Source organism: Clostridium sp. AF35-15, assembly GCF_003477745.1.
GTDB classification, from domain to species: Bacteria; Bacillota; Clostridia; order Lachnospirales; family Lachnospiraceae; genus Otoolea; species Otoolea fessa.
Genome location: NZ_QUDY01000007.1, coordinates 1 through 18,848, shown reverse-complemented (window position 1 = coordinate 18,848; position 18,848 = coordinate 1). Strand labels below are relative to the sequence as shown.

Annotated in this window: 17 protein-coding genes, 3 tRNA genes and 1 rRNA gene; 1 reads left to right on the top strand and 20 read right to left on the bottom strand. The window is 50.4% G+C overall.

Annotation, left to right across the window (positions count from 1 at the left end; all coding sequences use genetic code 11):
- Positions 1-168: 168 nt before the first annotated feature.
- From hydF to DWZ76_RS15480, 13 genes are all read right to left on the bottom strand, one after another.
- Positions 169-1,368 carry a [FeFe] hydrogenase H-cluster maturation GTPase HydF gene (gene hydF / locus DWZ76_RS09390; protein WP_118472510.1) on the bottom strand — a complete coding sequence of 400 codons (1,200 nt, stop codon included), beginning with the start codon at positions 1,366-1,368 and terminating at the stop codon, positions 169-171.
- 19 nt (positions 1,369-1,387) lie between these two features.
- A complete protein-coding gene (hydG, locus tag DWZ76_RS09385) occupies positions 1,388-2,815 on the bottom strand; it encodes a [FeFe] hydrogenase H-cluster radical SAM maturase HydG (RefSeq protein ID WP_107001803.1) in 1,428 nt (475 codons plus the stop codon).
- Positions 2,816-2,980: 165 nt separating this feature from the next.
- Entirely contained in the window at positions 2,981-4,036 is a 1,056-nt protein-coding gene (gene hydE / locus DWZ76_RS09380; protein ID WP_243017809.1) for a [FeFe] hydrogenase H-cluster radical SAM maturase HydE, read from the bottom strand.
- Positions 4,037-4,126: 90 nt separating this feature from the next.
- Positions 4,127-4,393 (bottom strand): TM1266 family iron-only hydrogenase system putative regulator, encoded by a 267-nt coding sequence (locus DWZ76_RS09375; RefSeq protein ID WP_118472508.1) that lies wholly within the window; start codon positions 4,391-4,393, stop codon positions 4,127-4,129.
- A 491-nt stretch (positions 4,394-4,884) separates the two neighbouring features.
- Positions 4,885-5,649 (bottom strand): amino acid ABC transporter ATP-binding protein, encoded by a 765-nt coding sequence (locus DWZ76_RS09370; protein WP_118293961.1) that lies wholly within the window; start codon positions 5,647-5,649, stop codon positions 4,885-4,887.
- 20 nt (positions 5,650-5,669) lie between these two features.
- Positions 5,670-6,320, bottom strand: a complete 651-nt coding sequence (locus DWZ76_RS09365; protein ID WP_333489850.1) for an amino acid ABC transporter permease — start codon at positions 6,318-6,320, stop codon at positions 5,670-5,672.
- Positions 6,321-6,519: 199 nt separating this feature from the next.
- Positions 6,520-7,377: an amino acid ABC transporter substrate-binding protein gene (locus DWZ76_RS09360; RefSeq protein WP_118293963.1), complete on the bottom strand. Its 858-nt coding sequence runs from the start codon at positions 7,375-7,377 to the stop codon at positions 6,520-6,522.
- Between the two features lie 290 nt (positions 7,378-7,667).
- Entirely contained in the window at positions 7,668-7,934 is a 267-nt protein-coding gene (gene rpsR / locus DWZ76_RS09355; RefSeq protein ID WP_022358893.1) for a 30S ribosomal protein S18, read from the bottom strand.
- 77 nt (positions 7,935-8,011) lie between these two features.
- Positions 8,012-8,473, bottom strand: a complete 462-nt coding sequence (locus DWZ76_RS09350) for a single-stranded DNA-binding protein (protein ID WP_022358894.1) — start codon at positions 8,471-8,473, stop codon at positions 8,012-8,014.
- A gap of 25 nt (positions 8,474-8,498) precedes the next feature.
- Positions 8,499-8,786 carry a 30S ribosomal protein S6 gene (rpsF, locus tag DWZ76_RS09345; protein WP_107001800.1) on the bottom strand — a complete coding sequence of 96 codons (288 nt, stop codon included), beginning with the start codon at positions 8,784-8,786 and terminating at the stop codon, positions 8,499-8,501.
- Between the two features lie 240 nt (positions 8,787-9,026).
- Complete coding sequence (locus tag DWZ76_RS09340; protein WP_118472507.1) at positions 9,027-9,221, bottom strand: DUF951 domain-containing protein; 195 nt, start codon at positions 9,219-9,221, stop codon at positions 9,027-9,029.
- A gap of 23 nt (positions 9,222-9,244) precedes the next feature.
- Positions 9,245-9,967: an NAD-dependent protein deacylase gene (locus DWZ76_RS09335; RefSeq protein ID WP_117796749.1), complete on the bottom strand. Its 723-nt coding sequence runs from the start codon at positions 9,965-9,967 to the stop codon at positions 9,245-9,247.
- Between the two features lie 102 nt (positions 9,968-10,069).
- Positions 10,070-12,124 (bottom strand): GNAT family N-acetyltransferase, encoded by a 2,055-nt coding sequence (locus DWZ76_RS15480; RefSeq protein ID WP_118472506.1) that lies wholly within the window; start codon positions 12,122-12,124, stop codon positions 10,070-10,072.
- 328 nt (positions 12,125-12,452) lie between these two features.
- On the opposite strand from DWZ76_RS15480, the gene DWZ76_RS09325 reads away from it, so the two are divergent.
- The gene (locus DWZ76_RS09325; RefSeq protein WP_118472505.1) at positions 12,453-13,817 is read left to right on the top strand and encodes an MATE family efflux transporter; all 1,365 of its coding nucleotides are present in this window, start codon (positions 12,453-12,455) and stop codon (positions 13,815-13,817) included.
- Here the strand turns inward: DWZ76_RS09325 and DWZ76_RS09320 are convergent.
- The 7 genes from DWZ76_RS09320 to DWZ76_RS09290 form a co-directional block, all read right to left on the bottom strand.
- A complete protein-coding gene (locus DWZ76_RS09320) occupies positions 13,794-13,997 on the bottom strand; it encodes a hypothetical protein (RefSeq protein WP_118472504.1) in 204 nt (67 codons plus the stop codon). The two genes, DWZ76_RS09325 and DWZ76_RS09320, sit on opposite strands and share 24 nt — an antisense overlap.
- A gap of 90 nt (positions 13,998-14,087) precedes the next feature.
- The gene (locus DWZ76_RS09315; RefSeq protein WP_118472503.1) at positions 14,088-14,747 is read right to left on the bottom strand and encodes a hypothetical protein; all 660 of its coding nucleotides are present in this window, start codon (positions 14,745-14,747) and stop codon (positions 14,088-14,090) included.
- An 87-nt stretch (positions 14,748-14,834) separates the two neighbouring features.
- Positions 14,835-15,221: a thioesterase family protein gene (locus DWZ76_RS09310; RefSeq protein WP_022358901.1), complete on the bottom strand. Its 387-nt coding sequence runs from the start codon at positions 15,219-15,221 to the stop codon at positions 14,835-14,837.
- A gap of 189 nt (positions 15,222-15,410) precedes the next feature.
- Positions 15,411-15,481: transfer RNA gene (locus tag DWZ76_RS09305), tRNA-Cys, on the bottom strand.
- Between the two features lie 5 nt (positions 15,482-15,486).
- Positions 15,487-15,558 (bottom strand) — tRNA-Glu (locus tag DWZ76_RS09300).
- A gap of 16 nt (positions 15,559-15,574) precedes the next feature.
- Positions 15,575-15,647 (bottom strand) — tRNA-Asn (locus tag DWZ76_RS09295).
- Positions 15,648-15,756: 109 nt separating this feature from the next.
- Positions 15,757-18,644, bottom strand: a 23S ribosomal RNA gene (locus tag DWZ76_RS09290).
- Between the last annotated feature and the right edge of the window lie 204 nt (positions 18,645-18,848).

Here is an 18,848-nt window from a genome sequence, read left to right as displayed (position 1 = left end):
CATCATTGGCACGTTAGTGCCTTTTTGTGTAATAGGGAATTTCCTATGAAACAAAGCTGCTGTCCGACAGGCATTCCCATCGTCCAGCAGCTTTGTCAGCCTTTATTTCTAAGTTTCGTAACTGTTCAGTATCTTCACAGCCACGCGCAAAAATCCATTAAAAATTTCCTACCTGATCGGCTCCAGTGCCCCCATGCTCCGTTTCAAAATTCCCTTCATATAGGCAATCAAAATCCCATAATTGGTCATCGGGATCTCCTGATCGGCAGCGCTGCGAAGACGGCTCTTCATCTCCCGCGCATTCAGCATACAGCCGCCGCAATGAACGATCAGCTTATAGCCGGACACATCCTCTGGAAATTCCGTCCCCGATGTAAAATGAAACTCCGGCGCTTTTCCCGTGTACTGACGGATCCAGGCCGGCAGCTTCTCCGTGCCGATGTCACCGCACTGGCGATGATGCGTACAGCCCTCGGAAATAAGGATCGGATCTCCGTCCTGTATCATTTCCAGCGCTTTTGCGCCCTCTGCCGCCTGTTTCAGATCCCCCTTATACCGCGCAAACAAAATGGAAAAGGAAGTCAGACGCACCTGCGGCGGCGTCAGCCGGTCTACCAGCGGAAATACCTGGCTGTCCGTGATTACCAATGCCGGAGCTTCTTTCAATTTTGCAAACGTCTCCGAAAGTTCACTTTCCCGGCAGACAAACGGCATCGCACCGATGTCCAGCAGATCCCGGATGACCTGCTGCTGCGGCAGAATCAGCCGCCCCTTCGGCGCCGCCTTGTCAATCGGAACAACCAGAATTACCGTATCAAACGGTTTTACTAGATCCGCAGCCAGCCGTTTTTCATCCGTCTCCTGTGACGTAAGACGTGCCATTTGCTCTTTTAACTGCTGGATTCCTTCTCTCGTCCGAGCACTCACATAGGCGCTATGTTCCACAACCGGTTCCTGTTCCGATTTTCCCGTCAGCAAATCCATCTTATTGTAAACCACCAGATACGGGATTTCCTTCTTCTCAAACAGCCGGATCATCTCTTCTTCCCAGCTGCTGATTCCTTCCACCGCATCCACCACCAGGACTGCCAGATCCGCCTTATTTAAGACTTGACGAGTCTTGCCAACTCTCTTTAAGCCCAGCTCGCCCTCATCGTCGATTCCAGGCGTGTCGATGATAACCACCGGACCGAGCGGCAAAAGCTCCATCGATTTATAGACCGGATCGGTCGTCGTTCCCCGGATGTCCGACACGATCGCCAGCTCCTGCCCGGTCACCGCATTGACCAGACTCGATTTTCCCGCATTTCTCCGTCCAAAAAACGCGATATGTACCCGCTCGCCAGACGGCGTCTCATTCATTCCCATTTTGATCCTCCTGATTTAGCTAAAACCTGAAATCCCGCTGCCCCTTTTCAATTTCAACCAGATTTTTCCTCACAATCTCCTGCACTTTTTCTTTCGGAATCGAACCGATCTCCGCCTGAATCAGCTTCTCTCCAATCTCTTTCGTCCCCGGTGCCGCATAATCTTCCAGATACTCCTTGAGCGTCATCAGCGCATTCGGATGACAACAGTTCTGAATCTGCCCGCTCTTGCACAGGCTCATAAAGCGGTCGCCCGTCCGTCCTTCCCGGTAGCACGCCGTACAGAAGCTTGGGATATAGCCTAATTCCATCAGCCAGCGGACCACCTGGTCGAGTGTCCGGTTGTCGCTCACATCGAACTGCGCCGAATTTTCCTCCTCCGGCTCTTCCTCTGCATATCCGCCGACACTGGTGCGGGAACCGCCGCTGATCTGCGATACGCCCAGCCGCAGCACCCGCTCCCGACAGGCTTTGCTCTCTCTCGTTGAGATAATCATGCCCGTGTACGGAACTGCCACCCGGATGCAGGCTACGATCTTCTCAAAAATATCGTCGCTGATGCCGTTGTCAAAGGTCGATGGGTCGATATCGTCCGCCCGGCGGATGCGCGGCACACTGATGGTGTGCGGACCAACACCAAAAACTGCCTCCAGATGTTCCGCGTGCATCAAAAGTCCTGCAAATTCATACCGGTACAACTCCAGACCAAATAAAACGCCGATTCCTACATCGTCGATACCGCCCTCCATCGCGCGGTCCATCGCCTCCGTGTGATAACAGTAATTGTGCTTTGGTCCCGTCGGATGCAGGCGCTCATAGCTCTCCTTATGGTACGTCTCCTGGAACAGGATGTACGTTCCGATTCCCGCCTCTTTCAGCTTCCGGTAATTCTCCACCGTCGTCGCCGCAATATTGACATTGACCCGACGGATCGCCCCGTTTTTATGCTTGATGCTGTAAATTGTCCTGATACTGTCCAGCACATATTCGATCGGGCTGTTAACCGGATCCTCGCCCGTCTCCAGCGCCAGACGTTTATGTCCCATATCCTGAAGCGCAATTACCTCCTGCCGAATTTCCTCCTGCGTCAGCTTCTTTCTGGCAATGTGCTTGTTTTTCATGTGGTATGGACAGTACACGCAGCCATTCACGCAGTAATTCGACAGATACAACGGCGCAAACATGACGATCCGGTTTCCGTAGAAATCCTGCTTGATCTGACGTGCCAGTTCAAAGATCTCCTCCACCTTTTCCGGAATCTCACAGTCAAGAAGCACTGCCGCCTCACGGTGGCTCAGCCCTTTTCGAAGCCGCGCCTTCGCCAGAATCCGATCGATCAGTTCCACGTTGTTTTTGTTCTTCTCGGCATAGGAAAGAGTCTCTAAAATTTCCTCATGGTTGATAAATTCCTCTGCCTTTTTGGATGATGGGTTGTAATTGTAACTCATAGTCTCTTCTCCTTCTCTTACAGGTCAGGATGATAGCTATCATGTTTTCCTCCGGCATTTTCAATTTCAAAAATGCCCGCATAACCAGCCGCCAATCGCGTCCTTCCCCGTCAGTTTATTTATCTGTAAGCATCTTTCGATGCCAACAAACCAAATCGCAGGCTTTTACCCCTTATAATCTCCCCGGTCGACGACTACCTCGTACCCGATGCTTTCCATGCGCCGTTTCATGCAGCTGACGCACTCCGCCGCCTCGTCTCCCGTGCAGATTTTATTGTCATAGAGCATATATTTGGCGCGCACCCCGACCGGAGACAGGTTCGGCATCACGACGTTTCCGCCTGCCAGAATCCCCAGTTCGCGTCCCATCGGATGAATCGTTCCGAGCGCTGTCGTCGCCGGAAGCAGCACTTTCGGCTTCAGCAGGCGAAGCAGCCCTAAAAGAAACAGTGTCTCTTCCAACGTTCCTGCCGCCTCCCCGCCAAACGGAGTGTCGTGCTGCGGAATAAACGGACCGATTCCCACCATTTCCGGATCCAGTTCTTCGATAAAACGCATATCTCTCGCCAGACAGCGCGCCGTCTGGTGCGGCGAACCGACCATAAAACCGCATCCGGTCTGATAACCAAGCGCCTTTAAATCACGCAGGCACTGCATCCGGTGTTCAAATGACATCTCTGCCGGATGCAGGCTCGCGTAATGGCACGCGTCCGCCGTCTCATGGCGCAGCAGATACCGGTCCGCCCCTGCCTCTTTCCAGCGTTTCAACGTATCATACTTCTTTTCTCCGAGCGACAAAGTAATCGCACAATCTGGAAATCCTGCCCGGATCGCCTGCACCATCTCCATCACCCAGTCGTCCGTCATCGCCGGATCCTCACCGCCCTGCAAAACAAAGGTGCGGAATCCCAGCTGATAACCATTCTCACAGCAGGAAAGAATCTCCTCCCGACTCAGGCGGTACCGGCTTGCATTTCGGTTGCTCCTTCGGATGCCGCAATAAAGACAGTCGTTTTTGCAATAATTGCTGCACTCAATGAGTCCCCGCACATACACCGCTTTTCCGTACTCTCTTTCCCGGATGCAGCGCGCTTTTTCAAAGAGGTAGTCCGCCAGCTCCGGTGAACGTCCCTCGATCAGACTGACCCACTCATCCTCCGTCAGGGACTCCCCCGCTTCCAGACGGTCAATCAATCTCTTTAATTCTGTAATCGTTTCTATCTGTTCAGCGCCTGGACGGACCGCCTCCCGCCACCAGTCAGACGGTCGAAGCCCCGCGCGTGTAAAATCTGCCATTCCGTCACCTCGTTTTCATTCCTGTGCTTCCGGCGCCTTCGAATACAGCGCCTTCGAAGAAATCCCCCGCAGCATCCCCAGCTTCCCGGACAGCGCACTGATCACATCACCCGGCGCGTCAATCACGACGCTGATAATATTCACGTTCCGTTTGTGGTAAGGAATCCCCATCCGCCCTACGATATACTGCCCGTACTGGTGCAGCACCTTATTCAACTCTTCCGTATTTCCCGTCTGATCGACCACAATACCAATCACGGCAACTCTTGATTCTGTCTCCATGTTTTTCCCTCATATCTTCCTGTTTATCTGTCCAAATTTTTCTCTACAACAGATACCATTTCAAATGTCTCCGCTAAAAACCATGCTGCGATCCTGTCCTGCAAAATCTTCCATCTACAGGCACCACTTTTTCCAGCCCCGCCTTTCTATAGAGCAAATGGATCAAAAAGAGCCCGCGCAGACGCGGACTCCATCCATCTCAAAAAGGGTATACGAATCTCCATGAACCGCTCCCCTTTCCTTCAAGACCCGTCTCAAACGTCAGCATCGCTTTTCACCACTTCCAGCATCGCCGGAACACTCGATTATTTCTGTTCCATTCCTTTTTGAAAGGTATCTACTGCCTCGCAAATCGGAATACTTGGTAAAAGCGTATCACATTTACTGTAAAATTGCAAATAACACTTATATGCTTCCCCATAAAAAACGGGCGTCGCCGATTTTCCACTCCAAAACCAGCAACGCCCATCTTCCATTTTCCTAATTATTTCTTACAGAATCTTACCATACCGTCCCAAAAAGCTCTTCGTTCTCTCATTATCCGAAGCAAACACCTTCTCCGGCGCGCCCTCCTCGACGATGAGTCCGTCTGCCATGAAGATCACGCGGTGGGAAATATCTTTCGCAAACGCCATCTCATGGGTAACAATCACCATCGCGATGTGCAGATCCGCTAACGACTTAATAACCTTCAATACTTCTCCCGTCAGCTCCGGATCCAGTGCGGAGGTCGGCTCGTCGAAAAACAGAATCTTCGGATTCAGTGCCAATGCACGGGCGATCGCCACACGCTGGCACTGACCGCCGGAGAGCTGGTACGGATAATAGTCCTCCTTATCCTCCAGCCCCATTTTTTTCAGAAGCTCGCGCGCCTCTTTATAAACCGTCTCCTTGTCGCGCTTCTGCACATGGATCGGCGCGTCTGTGATATTTTTCAGCACAGAATAGTGCGGAAACAGGTTAAAATTCTGGAATACCAGACCGTACTGGCTGCGGATCTCCTTCATGTCCTTCTTGTCCGCATAGCTGACCTTGCCATCCGCGCCTGTCCAGGCTGCTCTCTTTCCTAAATATACGATCTCGCCGTGGTCCATCGTCTCCAGCATCGTCGCGCAGCGCAGAAGCGTCGATTTACCCGAGCCGGACGGTCCGATGATGGACACGATCTCGCCCTCGCCCACACTCAGTGAAATATCCTTTAAAACCGACAGATCGCCGAATGATTTTTCCACATGATTTAATTCTAACAGGTTCATTTTCCACATTCCTCCCGCTTCTATCGGTAATAATCCAGCTTTTTCTCAATCCATTCCATTGCAACCGCCACAACCAGATTGAAAATATAGTAAAAGACGGCTGCTGCCACAAACGGCATCATATTCGTCTGGGATGCCGCCAGCGCCTTGGCGATTGAGAACATCTCCGCCACGCTCAACGTAAACGCCAGAGACGTATCTTTTACCAGCGTGATGACCTCATTCGTCACCGACGGAAGAATCCGCTTGATTACCTGCGGCAGGATGATCTTGAAGAAGGTCTGTGCCTTTCCATAACCCAGAATCTCCGCTGCCTCATACTGTCCGACCGGCATCGACTGGATGCCGCTGCGGTAAATCTCGGCAAAATATGCCGCATAGTTAATGACAAAACCGATGAAGGTAGCCCACAGACGGTAACTGCTGCCGACTTTGATGCGGAACAGATAATACGGTCCAAAATACACCACCATGAGCTGCAGCATCAGCGGCGTGCCTCGCATAATCGAAATATATACTTTTACAATCGTCTGGATCAGCTTGTTCTTCGACATACGCCCGAACGCGATCACGAGTCCTAACGGAAGTGAAAATAGCAGTGTGATCACAAAAATCTGTGTGCTGACTGCCATACCACCCGCAAGCTGTGTAATCATCTGCTGGAGTGTCATCTTACCCATAATTATTCCATACCTGCTTTCTAAAATGTAGATTCGTTACTGTTCACGCATACGTGCCCGGTAACGGAATGTGCTGTGACTTCACAGTTAAACACATAAACCGCGAATGGGGACTGCCATGAAATCATTCACAGCCGTCCCTATTCCTATTATTTAATAATGTTTCGTTTTTACAATCAACGATTAATTACTATTTGCCGACGGTAGTTACGTCCTTGCTAAACCATTTCTCAGAAACTTCCTGTAAGGTTCCATCCTCTGCCATCTCTTCCAGAGTGCTCTGAACTTTATCTCTTAACTCGGTGTTGCCCTTCTTGAAGCCTACGCCGTATTCTTCCTCAGAAAGGGAATCGTCCAGAATCTTGAAATCAGCGTTTCTCTGCTGAATCTGATAGCCAGCTACGATTACGTCCATCGCAATGGCATCAACGGCGCCCTGCTCCAGATCCATAAATGCGGTGTTGTAATCAGCGGTTGTCAGAAGCTCCTTGAAAGTAGCGGTCAGTTCCGGTGCCTCTTTTAAAGCTGCCTCTGCGGAAGAATCTGCCTGAACCTCTACGATCTTGCCTGCCAGATCCGCCTGGCTGTTGATATCCGAATCATTGGCTACGACAAATACCTGCTGGTTTGCCATGTACGGCTCAGTCCAGGTGTAATCATCCTCACGACCCGTCATCGTAAATCCATTCCAGATGCAGTCGATATTGCCGGACTCAAGCTCCATATCTTTAGAATCCCAGGCAATCGGCTGTGCCTTATATTCCAGACCCAGACGTTTTGCAACTTCCTGTGCCAGCTCCAGGTCAAATCCGGTGTACTCGCCGTCATCGCCTACAAATCCCATCGGCGGGAAATCCTGATCGAAGCCAACAATCAGAGTGCCGCCGTCGGTTGTCTTCGCCTCTTCTGCGGTGGTTTCCTCTGCCTGGCTCTCAGCCGCCTCTGTGTCTGCTGCGGTTGTCTCTGCTGCGCTGTTGCTGCTACCACATGCGGTCATGGAAAGTGCCATTACTGCAGCCAGCGCTGCGCTCACAAATCTCTTTTTCATAATTAGTGTCCTCCTCATTTTCAGACAGTGGAAGCCGTTCTCCCTTTGCCGGTTTCCGTCTCGCTTTTTAATATGCTACCATATTAGCATACTAAAGCGTCTTTGTAAAGCACTTATTTTTGAAATTTGTCTTTTTGTGTAATAGGGAATTCCATGGAATTTCCTATTATACAAAAAGGGATCCCACATGATCTCTCACATGGAATCCCAATCATTTTTATCCTCAATAATTGAGTGAAATTTGAGTAAAAATCTTCTTTTACCCTTAAAAAAACCTTATTTTACAAGGATTACTCGCAAACATACGGCATCAGGGACAGATGTCTTGCTCTCTTGATAGCTACAGTCAGAGCTCTCTGATGTTTAGCACAGTTGCCAGTGATACGTCTCGGAAGGATTTTTCCTCTCTCGGATACGTATCTCTTTAATTTATTTGTATCTTTGTAATCGATTTCGCCGTTCTTCTCGCCGCAGAATACACAAACTTTTTTTCTTCTACGCATACCGCCTCTTCTGATCTTGGAAGCGTCTGTTTTATCGCCTTTATTGAATGCCATTGGTCTTTCCTCCTTCACACACATCAGCCTGATGGCGCTCTCGCGCACTCCGTCCGCCGGGGGACCGATTCCCGAACCTAGTTGAACGGAAGGCCTTCGTCTTCTACTCCATCAGGAATATTCATGAATCCATCGCCGATTGCGCTGGACGGAGCCGGGCGCTCTGCCGGACGGTAACCGCCGTCGCTGTTGCCAGATGCCGCATTCTTGCTCTCTGCAAATTCCTGATCCTCTACAATCACTTCTGTCGTATATACTTTCTGGCCGTCACGATTGGTATAGCTGCCAGTCTGAATTCTTCCGGTTACTACGAGCTTGGTTCCCTGATGAAAATACTTCTCAGCGAATTCGCCTGCTCTGTCAAATGCAACACACGGAATGAAATCCGCTGTCTGTGCGCTGTCGTCTCCGTTTCCGCCTCTGCGGCCTCTGCGGTCTACTGCCAGCGTGTATCTGGCGATTGCCATAGCTCTCTCGCCCTGAGAGTATCTCACTTCCGGATCTCTCGTTAATCTGCCCATCAGAATTACTTTATTCATACGATCACTCTTTCTTTATCTACTCTTACGCATCCTGTCTTACGCATAAGTATCTGATAACCGGCTCCATGATGCGGATGTGGTTCTCCACCTCATTCGGGCATACGGAATCAGACTCGAAATGTACGAAGTAGTAGAATCCTTCTTTCATTTTCTGAATCTCGTAAGCAAGTCTCTTCTTGCCCCATTCATCAATGTCAGTTACTGTACCGCCGAAACGTGTGATGTAACCTGTTACTTTCTCCATCGCTGCGGCTCTCTCTTCGTCCTCGAGTTTTGCGCTAAGAACAACTGCTAATTCATATTTGTTCATGCTCTTTCTTACCTCCTTGTGGTCACTGACCCCCTGACTCCAGCAGGGAGTAAGGATTTTTGTGTTATATATTACCGAATATCTATGATACCAAAAAAGGAACGGCTTGGCAAGCACTTTTTCGAGATTTTCTATGTAAATTTTCTCGTTTTTTCCGGGCTTTCTGCCCCTTCTTGCAGCATTCTTTTACTGGCTGCCAGATCATGAAGCTGCCTGCATCTGTACGCCCACCCGCCGCTCTTATTCGGGCTTCTCTCCCGCTTTTTTCAGTCCTCTGGTACTCTTTTCTACCAATGGTCGTGCCATCATCACCTGATGCCCGCAGCCGGCACATTTCAAACGGAAATCCGCGCCGACCCGCAGGATCTCCCACTCATGGCTGCCGCACGGGTGCGGCTTTTTGAGTTTTACAATATCTCCAACCTCGTATACCATTTCCTCTCTCCCCTGTTACTACCTTATACTCCGACCGCGTCCCCCAGCACCTTCCCGATGCTGTCGCTGATAACCAGATCCGCCTGACCATCGCGCGAGGTCGCTGATTTATTGATCAGAACCAGTTTATTTCCATGATAATAATCAATCAGCCCCGCTGCCGGGTACACTACCAGCGAGGTCCCGCCGATGATCAGCATATCTGCCTTGCGGATATGGGCAATTGACCGCTCAATTACCTCATTGTCCAGTCCTTCCTCATACAGCACGACATCCGGCTTGATCACGCCGCCGCAGCCGCACTTCGGCACGCCCTTCATCTTCAAAATATCATCCAATCCGTAAAACCTGCCGCAGCGCGTACAATGGTTGCGGAGCACCGATCCGTGCAGCTCCAGCACCTCTTTGCTGCCTGCTGCCTGGTGCAGCCCGTCGATATTCTGGGTAATAACCGCTTTCAGCTTTCCTTCCTGCTCCAGCTTCGCCAGCGCCAGATGCGCCCGGTTCGGCTTTGCATTCGGGAACAGCATCTTATTGCGGTAAAACCGGTAAAATTCCTCTGGCTTTCTCATATAAAAGCTGTGGCTTAAAATCGTTTCCGGCGGATAGTCATACTCCTGATGGTACAACCCGTCCGTGCTTCTAAAATCCGGGATATTGCTCTCGGTCGAAACACCCGCCCCGCCAAAAAATACAATATAATTTGACTCATTAATCCATTTTTTTAATGTGTCTGTCTCTCCCATCTGACGCACTCTCCTCTCCTTTTTCTGAAAACATAAAAGCGGTTGCTATTAGTTTACATAAAATCAGCATATTCTCTATCCTATACAATTACAGCACGCACTCTACACAATCTCATCCAGATACACGCCGTTCACCGTATCCACCTGTGCCAGAATCTCTGCCAGCCCCTTATTTTCAAGCTGTCCGCCCCAGATTTCTTCCGCTTTCCGGCAGCCAAACAGCCAGCTCACCAGCTCTTCCGGCTTCGTCTCCAGCCATATGGAAACATTTTCCGTGCAGCCGCAGGTATCCGGCTCCGGCTTCCGCGCCTTCAGGCTGGAACCTGTCTCCCCAATCGTCCAGACAAACTCACCGTTGTTCATTTCCAGAATCGGATCATTCATACGGATGCACAGTGTGAGCATACGTTTTTCTTCTCCCTGCTGCTCTGCCTGTTTTAATCCAAATGCCGCCAGCAGCGCCCCGATATTTGTCAGGCGCGCCATATTCCACGGCTTCTCGCCCGTCTTGACCGTGTATGCGTCCTCCGCATACAAAAGCCGGTGTTCACGGACTTCCCAGCCCCAGTAGGCATCCAGGCCAACCAGCCTGCCGTCCTGTTCCAGGAATTCCAACGTGCCATTTTCAGAAGCCAGCTCCTTGATGAGACGGCTCACATACGCCGCATCCCGGCGCGTATACATCTCATACCGTGCGCCCAGCCACTGTTCCATATAGACGGCAGCCCGCCCGCAGTCCTCCGGAGTATCCTGGCACACCGTGCGCGTCAGCGTCTGTTTCGCCTTCTCGGTCAGCTCATAGGATGCCACATTTCCGATGAAGGTAAATCCCATCGGCGCATACACAGCCGGGTTGACCGGGACCAGATACGTGATCGGCTTTCCGGCTGCCTCCTCGTCGTGAAGCATTTTCACAAATACGTCCCAGAAATGTCCTTCGCGGCGGCGGCTCTCCTCGGTCGCCACCCCGACCAGATAATCGAGCTTCCAGAGGCGTCCACGCAGCTTCACCGCATACGGATTGTACTGCACCATCGAAATCAGAAGTCCATTATCCTTTTTCACCAGAATCTCGTTATCCTTCGTCTTTTCCTTATAATAATACTCGATAAAACTCTCCGAATCTTCCGGGAAACACATATGCCAGAGATGCTTCGTCTCGTCCTTATCCTCCGCGTCCAGATACGTCAGCACACTTCCCGCCGTCGTATTGGCGATCTGCTCCGCCCAGTGATAGCCCTTGCTGCCGTTTAACAGCTGTTCTACCAGATATTTGCGTGCATAATCCGCCGGATAATACGTCATTTTCGCCTTCCGGAGTCCCTCTAAGCCCATATCGTCCTCGCGGTTGACCCACTCAGCCTCAGGAAATTCCTCTATCAGGAACTGTTGGTTGATAAACTGGTACAGACCGTTGATCTCCGGGTTTGCCTTCTCAATATGGATAACCGCCATATGTTCCACCGGATTGTAGCTTCCGATCGTAAATGCCTCCATCTGACCGTCGATATACACGCCGCCCATGTGGATGCTGAATTCTGAACAGTTTTTCAGAATATCGTGAATGCCCTTTACCTCATAATCGAGATGTTCCTCGACCTCCTCGCCCTTCTGCTGTCTCCAGCGGTCCAGAAAAACCCAGACATCGTGGCTGTCCGAACAGCACAGACGGCGGTACCCATAGCGCCCCTCATATTCGCGCTTAAATGCGTTGACGCGGTTTTTCTTCTTATGCAGTTTCTTTCCCGCCAGGGAACGCATCGCATCGCCGTTGTAGAGATAATCCCTCGAATCGACCTGCTCTTCCACCAGATATTTGTCCTCCGGCAGATTTAAATATTTCACTGCATACTCATCCGCCAGATTGATAACCAGCGGATATCCCAGTTCTTCATTAAAATACTCCTCAATCGCCGCAAACGCCCCCGGCAGGTCTTCCTCCCGGCACAGCGGCATCGCGGAAAAACAACGTCCTTCATTCTCCATCAGCCATAAAAGCGCCTTATTTTCCCAGATTGCATAACGGACATTATAATAATCTTTCCAGACATAGCTCTCCAGAAATACGCTGTCGCACGTCATATTGTGGCGCATCGCGTAAAACGGAAGCATCTCCTGGATACTGTTAACTTCAATTTTTTTAAACTCTAAACTCATGAAACCTCCTGTGTAAAATCAAAGTGGGTTTTATTTGACTTCTCATATTATACCATAAATACTAAATTCAGCTATCGCCTTTGGCTCTGCTTCATTAAGTATTTAGGTATGACTCGCACTAAGCTCGAAAACACCTCGCTAAGTGCTCATATTATACCACAAATTTCCTACTTAAAAACAAGGATTTTCTTCCCTTGACTCTATAATTATTGTAGACATTATAGTCATTTCTGATAAACTATACTCAGAAAATGATTTCTACGACGTTTTCTTTCTGACGGCCGACGGCAGAGTCATCTATTTTTACCAGAAAGACGAGGATTTATTCATGGAAAAGAATCTCACCTCCGGCAGTGTGCTGAAAACAGTTATCTATTTCTCCCTGCCATATTTGTTATCTTATTTTTTGCAGACACTCTACGGCATGGCGGATCTGTTTATTATCGGGCAGTTTGGAGGTGTGGATGGGACGACGGCGGTCTCGGTCGGCAGTCAGGTCATGCATATGCTGACGGTTATGATCGTTGGTCTGGCGATGGGCGCAACGGTTCTCATCGGACGCGCGGTCGGCGCGGGTGACCGGAAGCTTGCGGCGCGCGGCATCGGTAACACGATTTCCTTATTTGCAGGTCTGTCCATTCTTCTGACCGGACTTCTGCTGACGGCGGTTCACGGCATTATCAGGCTGCTGTCTGTCCCGGAGGAAGCGGTAAACGGCACCGCGGCATATCTGATGATCTGCTTTGCCGGCATCCCGTTCATCACCGCCTACAATATCATCAGCTCTATTTTCCGCGGCATGGGCGACTCCAAAAGTCCGATGTATTTCGTTGCAATCGCCTGTATTATCAATATTGCGCTTGATTACCTTTTAATGGGCGTGTTTTCGCTCGGTCCGTCCGGCGCGGCGCTCGGCACGACCCTGTCACAGATGTGCAGTGTCCTGATCGCCCTGGTCGTAATCATTAAAAAACGGATGTTTCCGGGTTTTCGTCTCCGTGACCTCCATCCACATAAGACTACCATAGCCTCCATCCTGCAGGTCGGAATCCCAGTTGCAGTTCAGGACGGCTTTATACAGGTTTCTTTTCTGGTTATTACCATGTTTGCCAACCAGCGCGGATTAAATGATGCGGCGGCGGTCGGAATCGTTGAAAAGCTGATCGGAATCCTGTTTCTGGTTCCATCCTCACTTCTCTCCACGGTTTCCGCCCTCTCCGCTCAAAACCTGGGGGCTGGAAAACCTGAGCGTGCCCGTCAGACGCTGCGCTACGCGATCTGCATCACATTTTCTTTCGGGCTGATCATCGCAATCGCCATGCAGTTTGCTGCCGGTGCCGCCGTCTCCCTCTTTACTGATGAGGCAGAGGTTGTCCGGCTCGGAACCCAGTATATGAAGAGCTATGTGCTGGACTGCATGATCGCCGGTATCCATTTCTGCTGCAGCGGTTTCTTCTGCGCCTGCGGACTGTCCGGGCTGTCGTTCCTGCACAACTGCATCTCGATCGTGGTAGCGCGCATCCCGCTCGCATGGCTCGCCTGCCGCTATTTCCCAGAAACACTGTATCCAATGGGACTCGCCGCGCCGATCGGATCTCTCATCTCCGTTGCCATCTGCCTGATTGCATTGCGGTGGATTAGACGGCATCCGGAAAAGCTGGTTATGAATTTACATCCAGTTGAAACTGAATAAATGCTGCTTTCCCATCTGGATCTTGAAACTTCCATCCGCCAGTTCGACAAGTCTCAGACTGAAACAGCGGTCTGACCTGGAAAGGTCGGTGTCGGCATTTCGCCGGAAGCTCCCTCCATTCCGAGCACAGACAAATGGCAGGAAACTACCTGCATGGTTGTCCGCTTTCGCGGCAGCCATCAGGAAGCTCCTGCCCCATATAAAACTCTTCTGCAATTTATCCGGGATTATTCTTTCTCCATCACTGTCTTCTTCCGAGATCTCACCCGCTTACTTTTCCCGCATCTCCAGCAGTCTCCACGCCTTCTTATTCTGGACTTCCAGCACGGAACCACAATATTCACACTTTTTCAACCCCAGCTTCTGAATCGGTGCACCGCAGTTTGGACAGATAAGCGAAACCGCTGCCCCTGCTGTTTTCGCATCCTCATAGACATATACCAGTTCCGTCTCATAAACCGTCTGAATCAGATTCGAATGCAGTTCTGACTGCATCTCAGGCGTTTTCTCATATTCAGTCATTTCCTCATACTCGACCGCCGACTCACACAGAATCCGGCAGAGTCCTTTTTCCTTCTGATAGCGGCTGATGACCGTCCGGTGGATATGTACCTTCTGATACTCTTTTTCCAGTTTTTTTCTCAATTCTGTCTCGATCTGAGCCTTCCACTCGCTCCAGTTAAACTCCGGGAAATCTTTTGCAATCTGCGGCAGGCACAGCCGGTCCATTCCCGCCAGCGAACGCGGTTTGGATGCGTCTGGCTGCGTCAAATCACCTTCCGATAAATGCTTTGCCACATACCGAAGCACCTGTACCTCCGGCGTACTCGCCAGCTGCCGCATTTTCCTCTTTATTTTGCGGTAAATCCACCAGACAAGCGCTGCCGCAATCAAAATGCCAATGATCCACCCTATCGTTTCTGTCCGCACCGCTGCCTCTCTTTCTATGTTGCTGCACACACACGTGACCAGTCACTTTTCTTTATCTCCGTGCATGATACTTAAACCTGATACTCCTTATTCCGCCTTGCTCGCAGCCTTGTCGCTCATCGCCTTTGAATTTACCATGATCCGCAGATGGGACCCTTCGCCGCATTTGCCCTTCTCATCGTTTACTTCAATATCAAACCACATTTTCCGGCGCTCAATGCTGCGGAGTTTTGCAGTCGCTGTTACCTTCATTCCCACCGGCGTCGGCGCCAGATGGCGGCAGTGAATCTCCGCTCCGACCGTCGTCTGTCCTTCCTCCAGATACGATTTCGCCAGTTCCAGCGCTGCCGCCTCCATCAAGGCCACCATATTCGGAGTAGACAAAATTTGGGAACCTGCGCTTCCGATTCGCTTTGCCGTCATCTCATCCGTTACTTCCCAGGTCAGGCTGTATTCCTGTAATTTTTCTGCCATTTTCGCTTCCTCCATATTATAAAATGATTTTGTCGCGGCTATTTAAAATGCCGTTTCGTGAATGATTCTATTATAGCAGAAGATGTGAAAATCGGATAGCGCCATCTTACTTCACAGCTAATCAAACAGTTAAAATTCCGAAAATTCTTGTAAAACAAAAAAAGGAACCATCTTTCGATGATTCCTCAGAGGCGACAACCAGATTTGAACTGGTGATCAGGGTGTTGCAGACCCACGCCTTACCACTTGGCTATGTCGCCATAAATGACCCCAACGAGATTCGAACTCGTGTTACCGCCGTGAAAGGGCGATGTCTTAACCGCTTGACCATGGGGCCAGATATTAAATTAAAACTCCCCGAGTAGGACTCGAACCTACGACAGCGCGGTTAACAGCCGCGTGCTCTACCGACTGAGCTATCGAGGAATAAAAGGTATATACCTTCAAAACTGCACACTGAATTTCTTCTACTCTCTATCTTTCATCCTTCAGGAAATAACTTCCTCTTACCTATCCAATTCTTAACCATATCCTTTTGGTTAAGCCCTCGACCGATTAGTAACAGTCAGCTTCACGTATTACTACGCTTCCACCTCTGCCCTATCTACCTCGTCGTCTTCAAGGGGTCTTACTACTTGCGTATGGGATATCTCATCTTGAGGGGGGCTTCACGCTTAGATGCCTTCAGCGTTTATCCCGTCCCGGCTTGGCTACTCTGCCATGAGCCTGATGGCTCAACAGATACACCAGAGGCCAGTCCACCCCGGTCCTCTCGTACTAAGGGCAGCTCCTCTCAAATATCCTACGCCCGCGCCGGATAGGGACCGAACTGTCTCACGACGTTCTGAACCCAGCTCGCGTACCGCTTTAATGGGCGAACAGCCCAACCCTTGGGACCTACTTCAGCCCCAGGATGCGATGAGCCGACATCGAGGTGCCAAACCACTCCGTCGATGTGAACTCTTGGGAGTGATAAGCCTGTTATCCCCAGGGTAGCTTTTATCCGTTGAGCGATGGCAATCCCACTTTCTACCACCGGATCACTAAGTCCTACTTTCGTACCTGCTCGACCCGTCGGTCTCGCAGTCAAGCTCCCTTCTGCCTTTGCACTCTTTGAATGGTTTCCAACCATTCTGAGGGAACCTTTGAGCGCCTCCGATACCCTTTCGGAGGCGACCGCCCCAGTCAAACTCCCCACCTGACATTGTCCCACCTCCGGGTCACGGAGGTTGGTTAGAAATCCAGTACCACAAGGGTGGTATCCCAACAGCGACTCCGACAAGACTGGCGTCCTGTCATCAAAGTCTCCCACCTATCCTGTACATGCAGTACCGAATCCCAGTATCAAGCTAGAGTAAAGCTCCATGGGGTCTTTCCGTCCTGGCGCAGGTAACCAGCATCTTCACTGGTATTTCAATTTCACCGGGTGCATTGTCGAGACAGCGCTCAAATCATTACGCCTTTCGTGCGGGTCGGAACTTACCCGACAAGGAATTTCGCTACCTTAGGACCGTTATAGTTACGGCCGCCGTTTACTGGGGCTTAGATTCAAAGCTTCGATTGCTCTAACCTCTCCTCGTAACCTTCCAGCACCGGGCAGGCGTCAGCCCATATACCTCACCTTTCGGTTTCGCATAGACCTGTGTTTTTGCTAAACAGTTGCTTGAGCCTATTCTCTGCGGCCACATCTCTGTGGCACCCTTTATCCCGAAGTTACAGGGTCATTTTGCCGAGTTCCTTAACAATGCTTCTCCCGCCGGCCTTAGGATTCTCTCCTCATCCACCTGTGTCGGTTTACGGTACGGGTACATATCACACAATAGCGGCTTTTCTCGACAGCTCGAATCCCGGACTTCGCTACTTTAATTCGCTCCGCATCACGTCTTCGGCTTACTAAGCGGTTTTGCCAGCTTAGCACCTACCTCGCTTGCCCTGGTATCTTCATTCCCAGGTTCCGGTATCTCTCTGTGTCCCCACAGTTCTGATGATATGCAGTACAGGAATTTCAACCTGTTATCCATCGACTACGTCTTTCGACCTCGCCTTAGGCCCCGACTTACCCAGAGCAGATCAGCTTTACTCTGGAAACCTTAGATATTCGGCCTGGAGGATTCCCACCTCCATCTCGCTACTCATTCCGGCATTCTCTCTTCTTAAAAATCCACAGCTCCTTATCGGTACTGCTTCGTCTCTTTAAGAATGCTCCTCTACCAATGTATAATTACATTCCTAAGCTTCGGTGTTGTGTTTTAGCCCCGGACATTTTCGGCGCAGGACCTCTCGACTAGTGAGCTATTACGCACTCTTTGAATGTGTGGCTGCTTCTGAGCCAACATCCTAGTTGTCTTCGAAATCCCACATCCTTTTCCACTTAACACACACTTTGGGACCTTAGCTGTAGGTCTGGGCTCTTTCCCTTTTGACTACCCAACTTATCTCGTGCAGTCTGACTCCCGTACATCATTTATGCGGCATTCGGAGTTTGATATTCTTCGGTAGACTTTGACGCCCCCTAGGAAATTCAGTGCTCTACCTCCGCTAAACTAATACGAGGCTAGCCCTAAAGCTATTTCGAGGAGAACCAGCTATCTCCGGGTTCGATTGGAATTTCTCCCCTATCCACACCTCATCGCCACCCTTTTCAACGGATGTGCGTTCGGTCCTCCATTCCCTTTTACGGGAACTTCAACCTGGACATGGATAGGTCACCCGGTTTCGGGTCTGCACATGCTGACTTTACGCCCTATTAAGACTCGCTCTCGCTTCGGCTCCGGAGCTTTACTCCTTAACCTCGCCAGCATCCGCAACTCGCCGGACCGTTCTACAAAAAGTACGCGGTTGCACCTTAACGTGCTTCCACAGCTTGTAAACACAGGGTTTCAGGTTCTCTTTCACTCCCCTCCCGGGGTCCTTTTCACCTTTCCTTCACAGTACTATGCGCTATCGGTCACTAAGGAGTATTTAGCCTTGGGGGGTGGTCCCCCCGAATTCCCGCAAGGTTCCACGTGTCTCGCGGTACTCTGGATCCTGCCGCTGCTTATCGTTTTCATGTACGAGGCTTTCACTCTCTCTGGCCGGTCTTTCCAGGACCGTTCCATTAACGAATCAGCTCACTTATGCAGTCCGTAACCCCAGAGTGCACGCACTCTGGTTTGGGCTCTTCCCATTTCGCTCGCCGCTACTTTGGGAATCGATGTTTCTTTCTCTTCCTCCGCCTACTTAGATGTTTCAGTTCAGCGGGTTCCCTTCCATACGTTATGTATTGGCGTATGGATGACTGAGGTCTTCTCAGCCGGGTTTCCCCATTCAGATATCTCCGGATCAATGGATATTTGCTCCTCCCCGAAGCTTTTCGCAGCTTATCACGTCTTTCATCGGCTCTTAGTGCCAAGGCATCCACCCTGCGCTCTTATTAGCTTAACCAATTGATTCACACCGCGGGTACGGTGTTCCTCTCAGATGCATAGCGTTGCATCTTTGGCTTATGGTGTTTACAATTAATAATTGCTTGTTTTTGGTTTGTTTGGTTACACTTTCGTGTAACACCTCGGATGTCTTGATATTTGTTTCAAACCTCTCGGTTTGAACTTTGTATCAGATTTTCAATATGCAGTTTTCAAGGTACAT

Coding starts and splice junctions, on each gene's coding strand:
- hydG (WP_107001803.1), bottom strand. CDS start 2,815: ATGAGTTACAATTACAACCCATCATCCAAAAAGGCAGAGGAATTTATC.
- DWZ76_RS09375 (WP_118472508.1), bottom strand. CDS start 4,393: ATGGAGACAGAATCAAGAGTTGCCGTGATTGGTATTGTGGTCGATCAG.
- rpsR (WP_022358893.1), bottom strand. CDS start 7,934: ATGGCATTCAATAAAGGCGATAAAACAGACGCTTCCAAGATCAGAAGA.
- DWZ76_RS09340 (WP_118472507.1), bottom strand. CDS start 9,221: ATGGTATACGAGGTTGGAGATATTGTAAAACTCAAAAAGCCGCACCCG.
- DWZ76_RS09365 (WP_333489850.1), bottom strand. CDS start 6,320: ATGACACTCCAGCAGATGATTACACAGCTTGCGGGTGGTATGGCAGTC.
- DWZ76_RS09370 (WP_118293961.1), bottom strand. CDS start 5,649: ATGAACCTGTTAGAATTAAATCATGTGGAAAAATCATTCGGCGATCTG.
- DWZ76_RS09335 (WP_117796749.1), bottom strand. CDS start 9,967: ATGGGAGAGACAGACACATTAAAAAAATGGATTAATGAGTCAAATTAT.
- hydF (WP_118472510.1), bottom strand. CDS start 1,368: ATGGGAATGAATGAGACGCCGTCTGGCGAGCGGGTACATATCGCGTTT.
- DWZ76_RS15480 (WP_118472506.1), bottom strand. CDS start 12,124: ATGAGTTTAGAGTTTAAAAAAATTGAAGTTAACAGTATCCAGGAGATG.
- rpsF (WP_107001800.1), bottom strand. CDS start 8,786: ATGAACAAATATGAATTAGCAGTTGTTCTTAGCGCAAAACTCGAGGAC.
- DWZ76_RS09360 (WP_118293963.1), bottom strand. CDS start 7,377: ATGAAAAAGAGATTTGTGAGCGCAGCGCTGGCTGCAGTAATGGCACTT.
- DWZ76_RS09350 (WP_022358894.1), bottom strand. CDS start 8,473: ATGAATAAAGTAATTCTGATGGGCAGATTAACGAGAGATCCGGAAGTG.
- DWZ76_RS09325 (WP_118472505.1), top strand. CDS start 12,453: ATGGAAAAGAATCTCACCTCCGGCAGTGTGCTGAAAACAGTTATCTAT.
- DWZ76_RS09310 (WP_022358901.1), bottom strand. CDS start 15,221: ATGGCAGAAAAATTACAGGAATACAGCCTGACCTGGGAAGTAACGGAT.
- DWZ76_RS09320 (WP_118472504.1), bottom strand. CDS start 13,997: ATGGCTGCCGCGAAAGCGGACAACCATGCAGGTAGTTTCCTGCCATTT.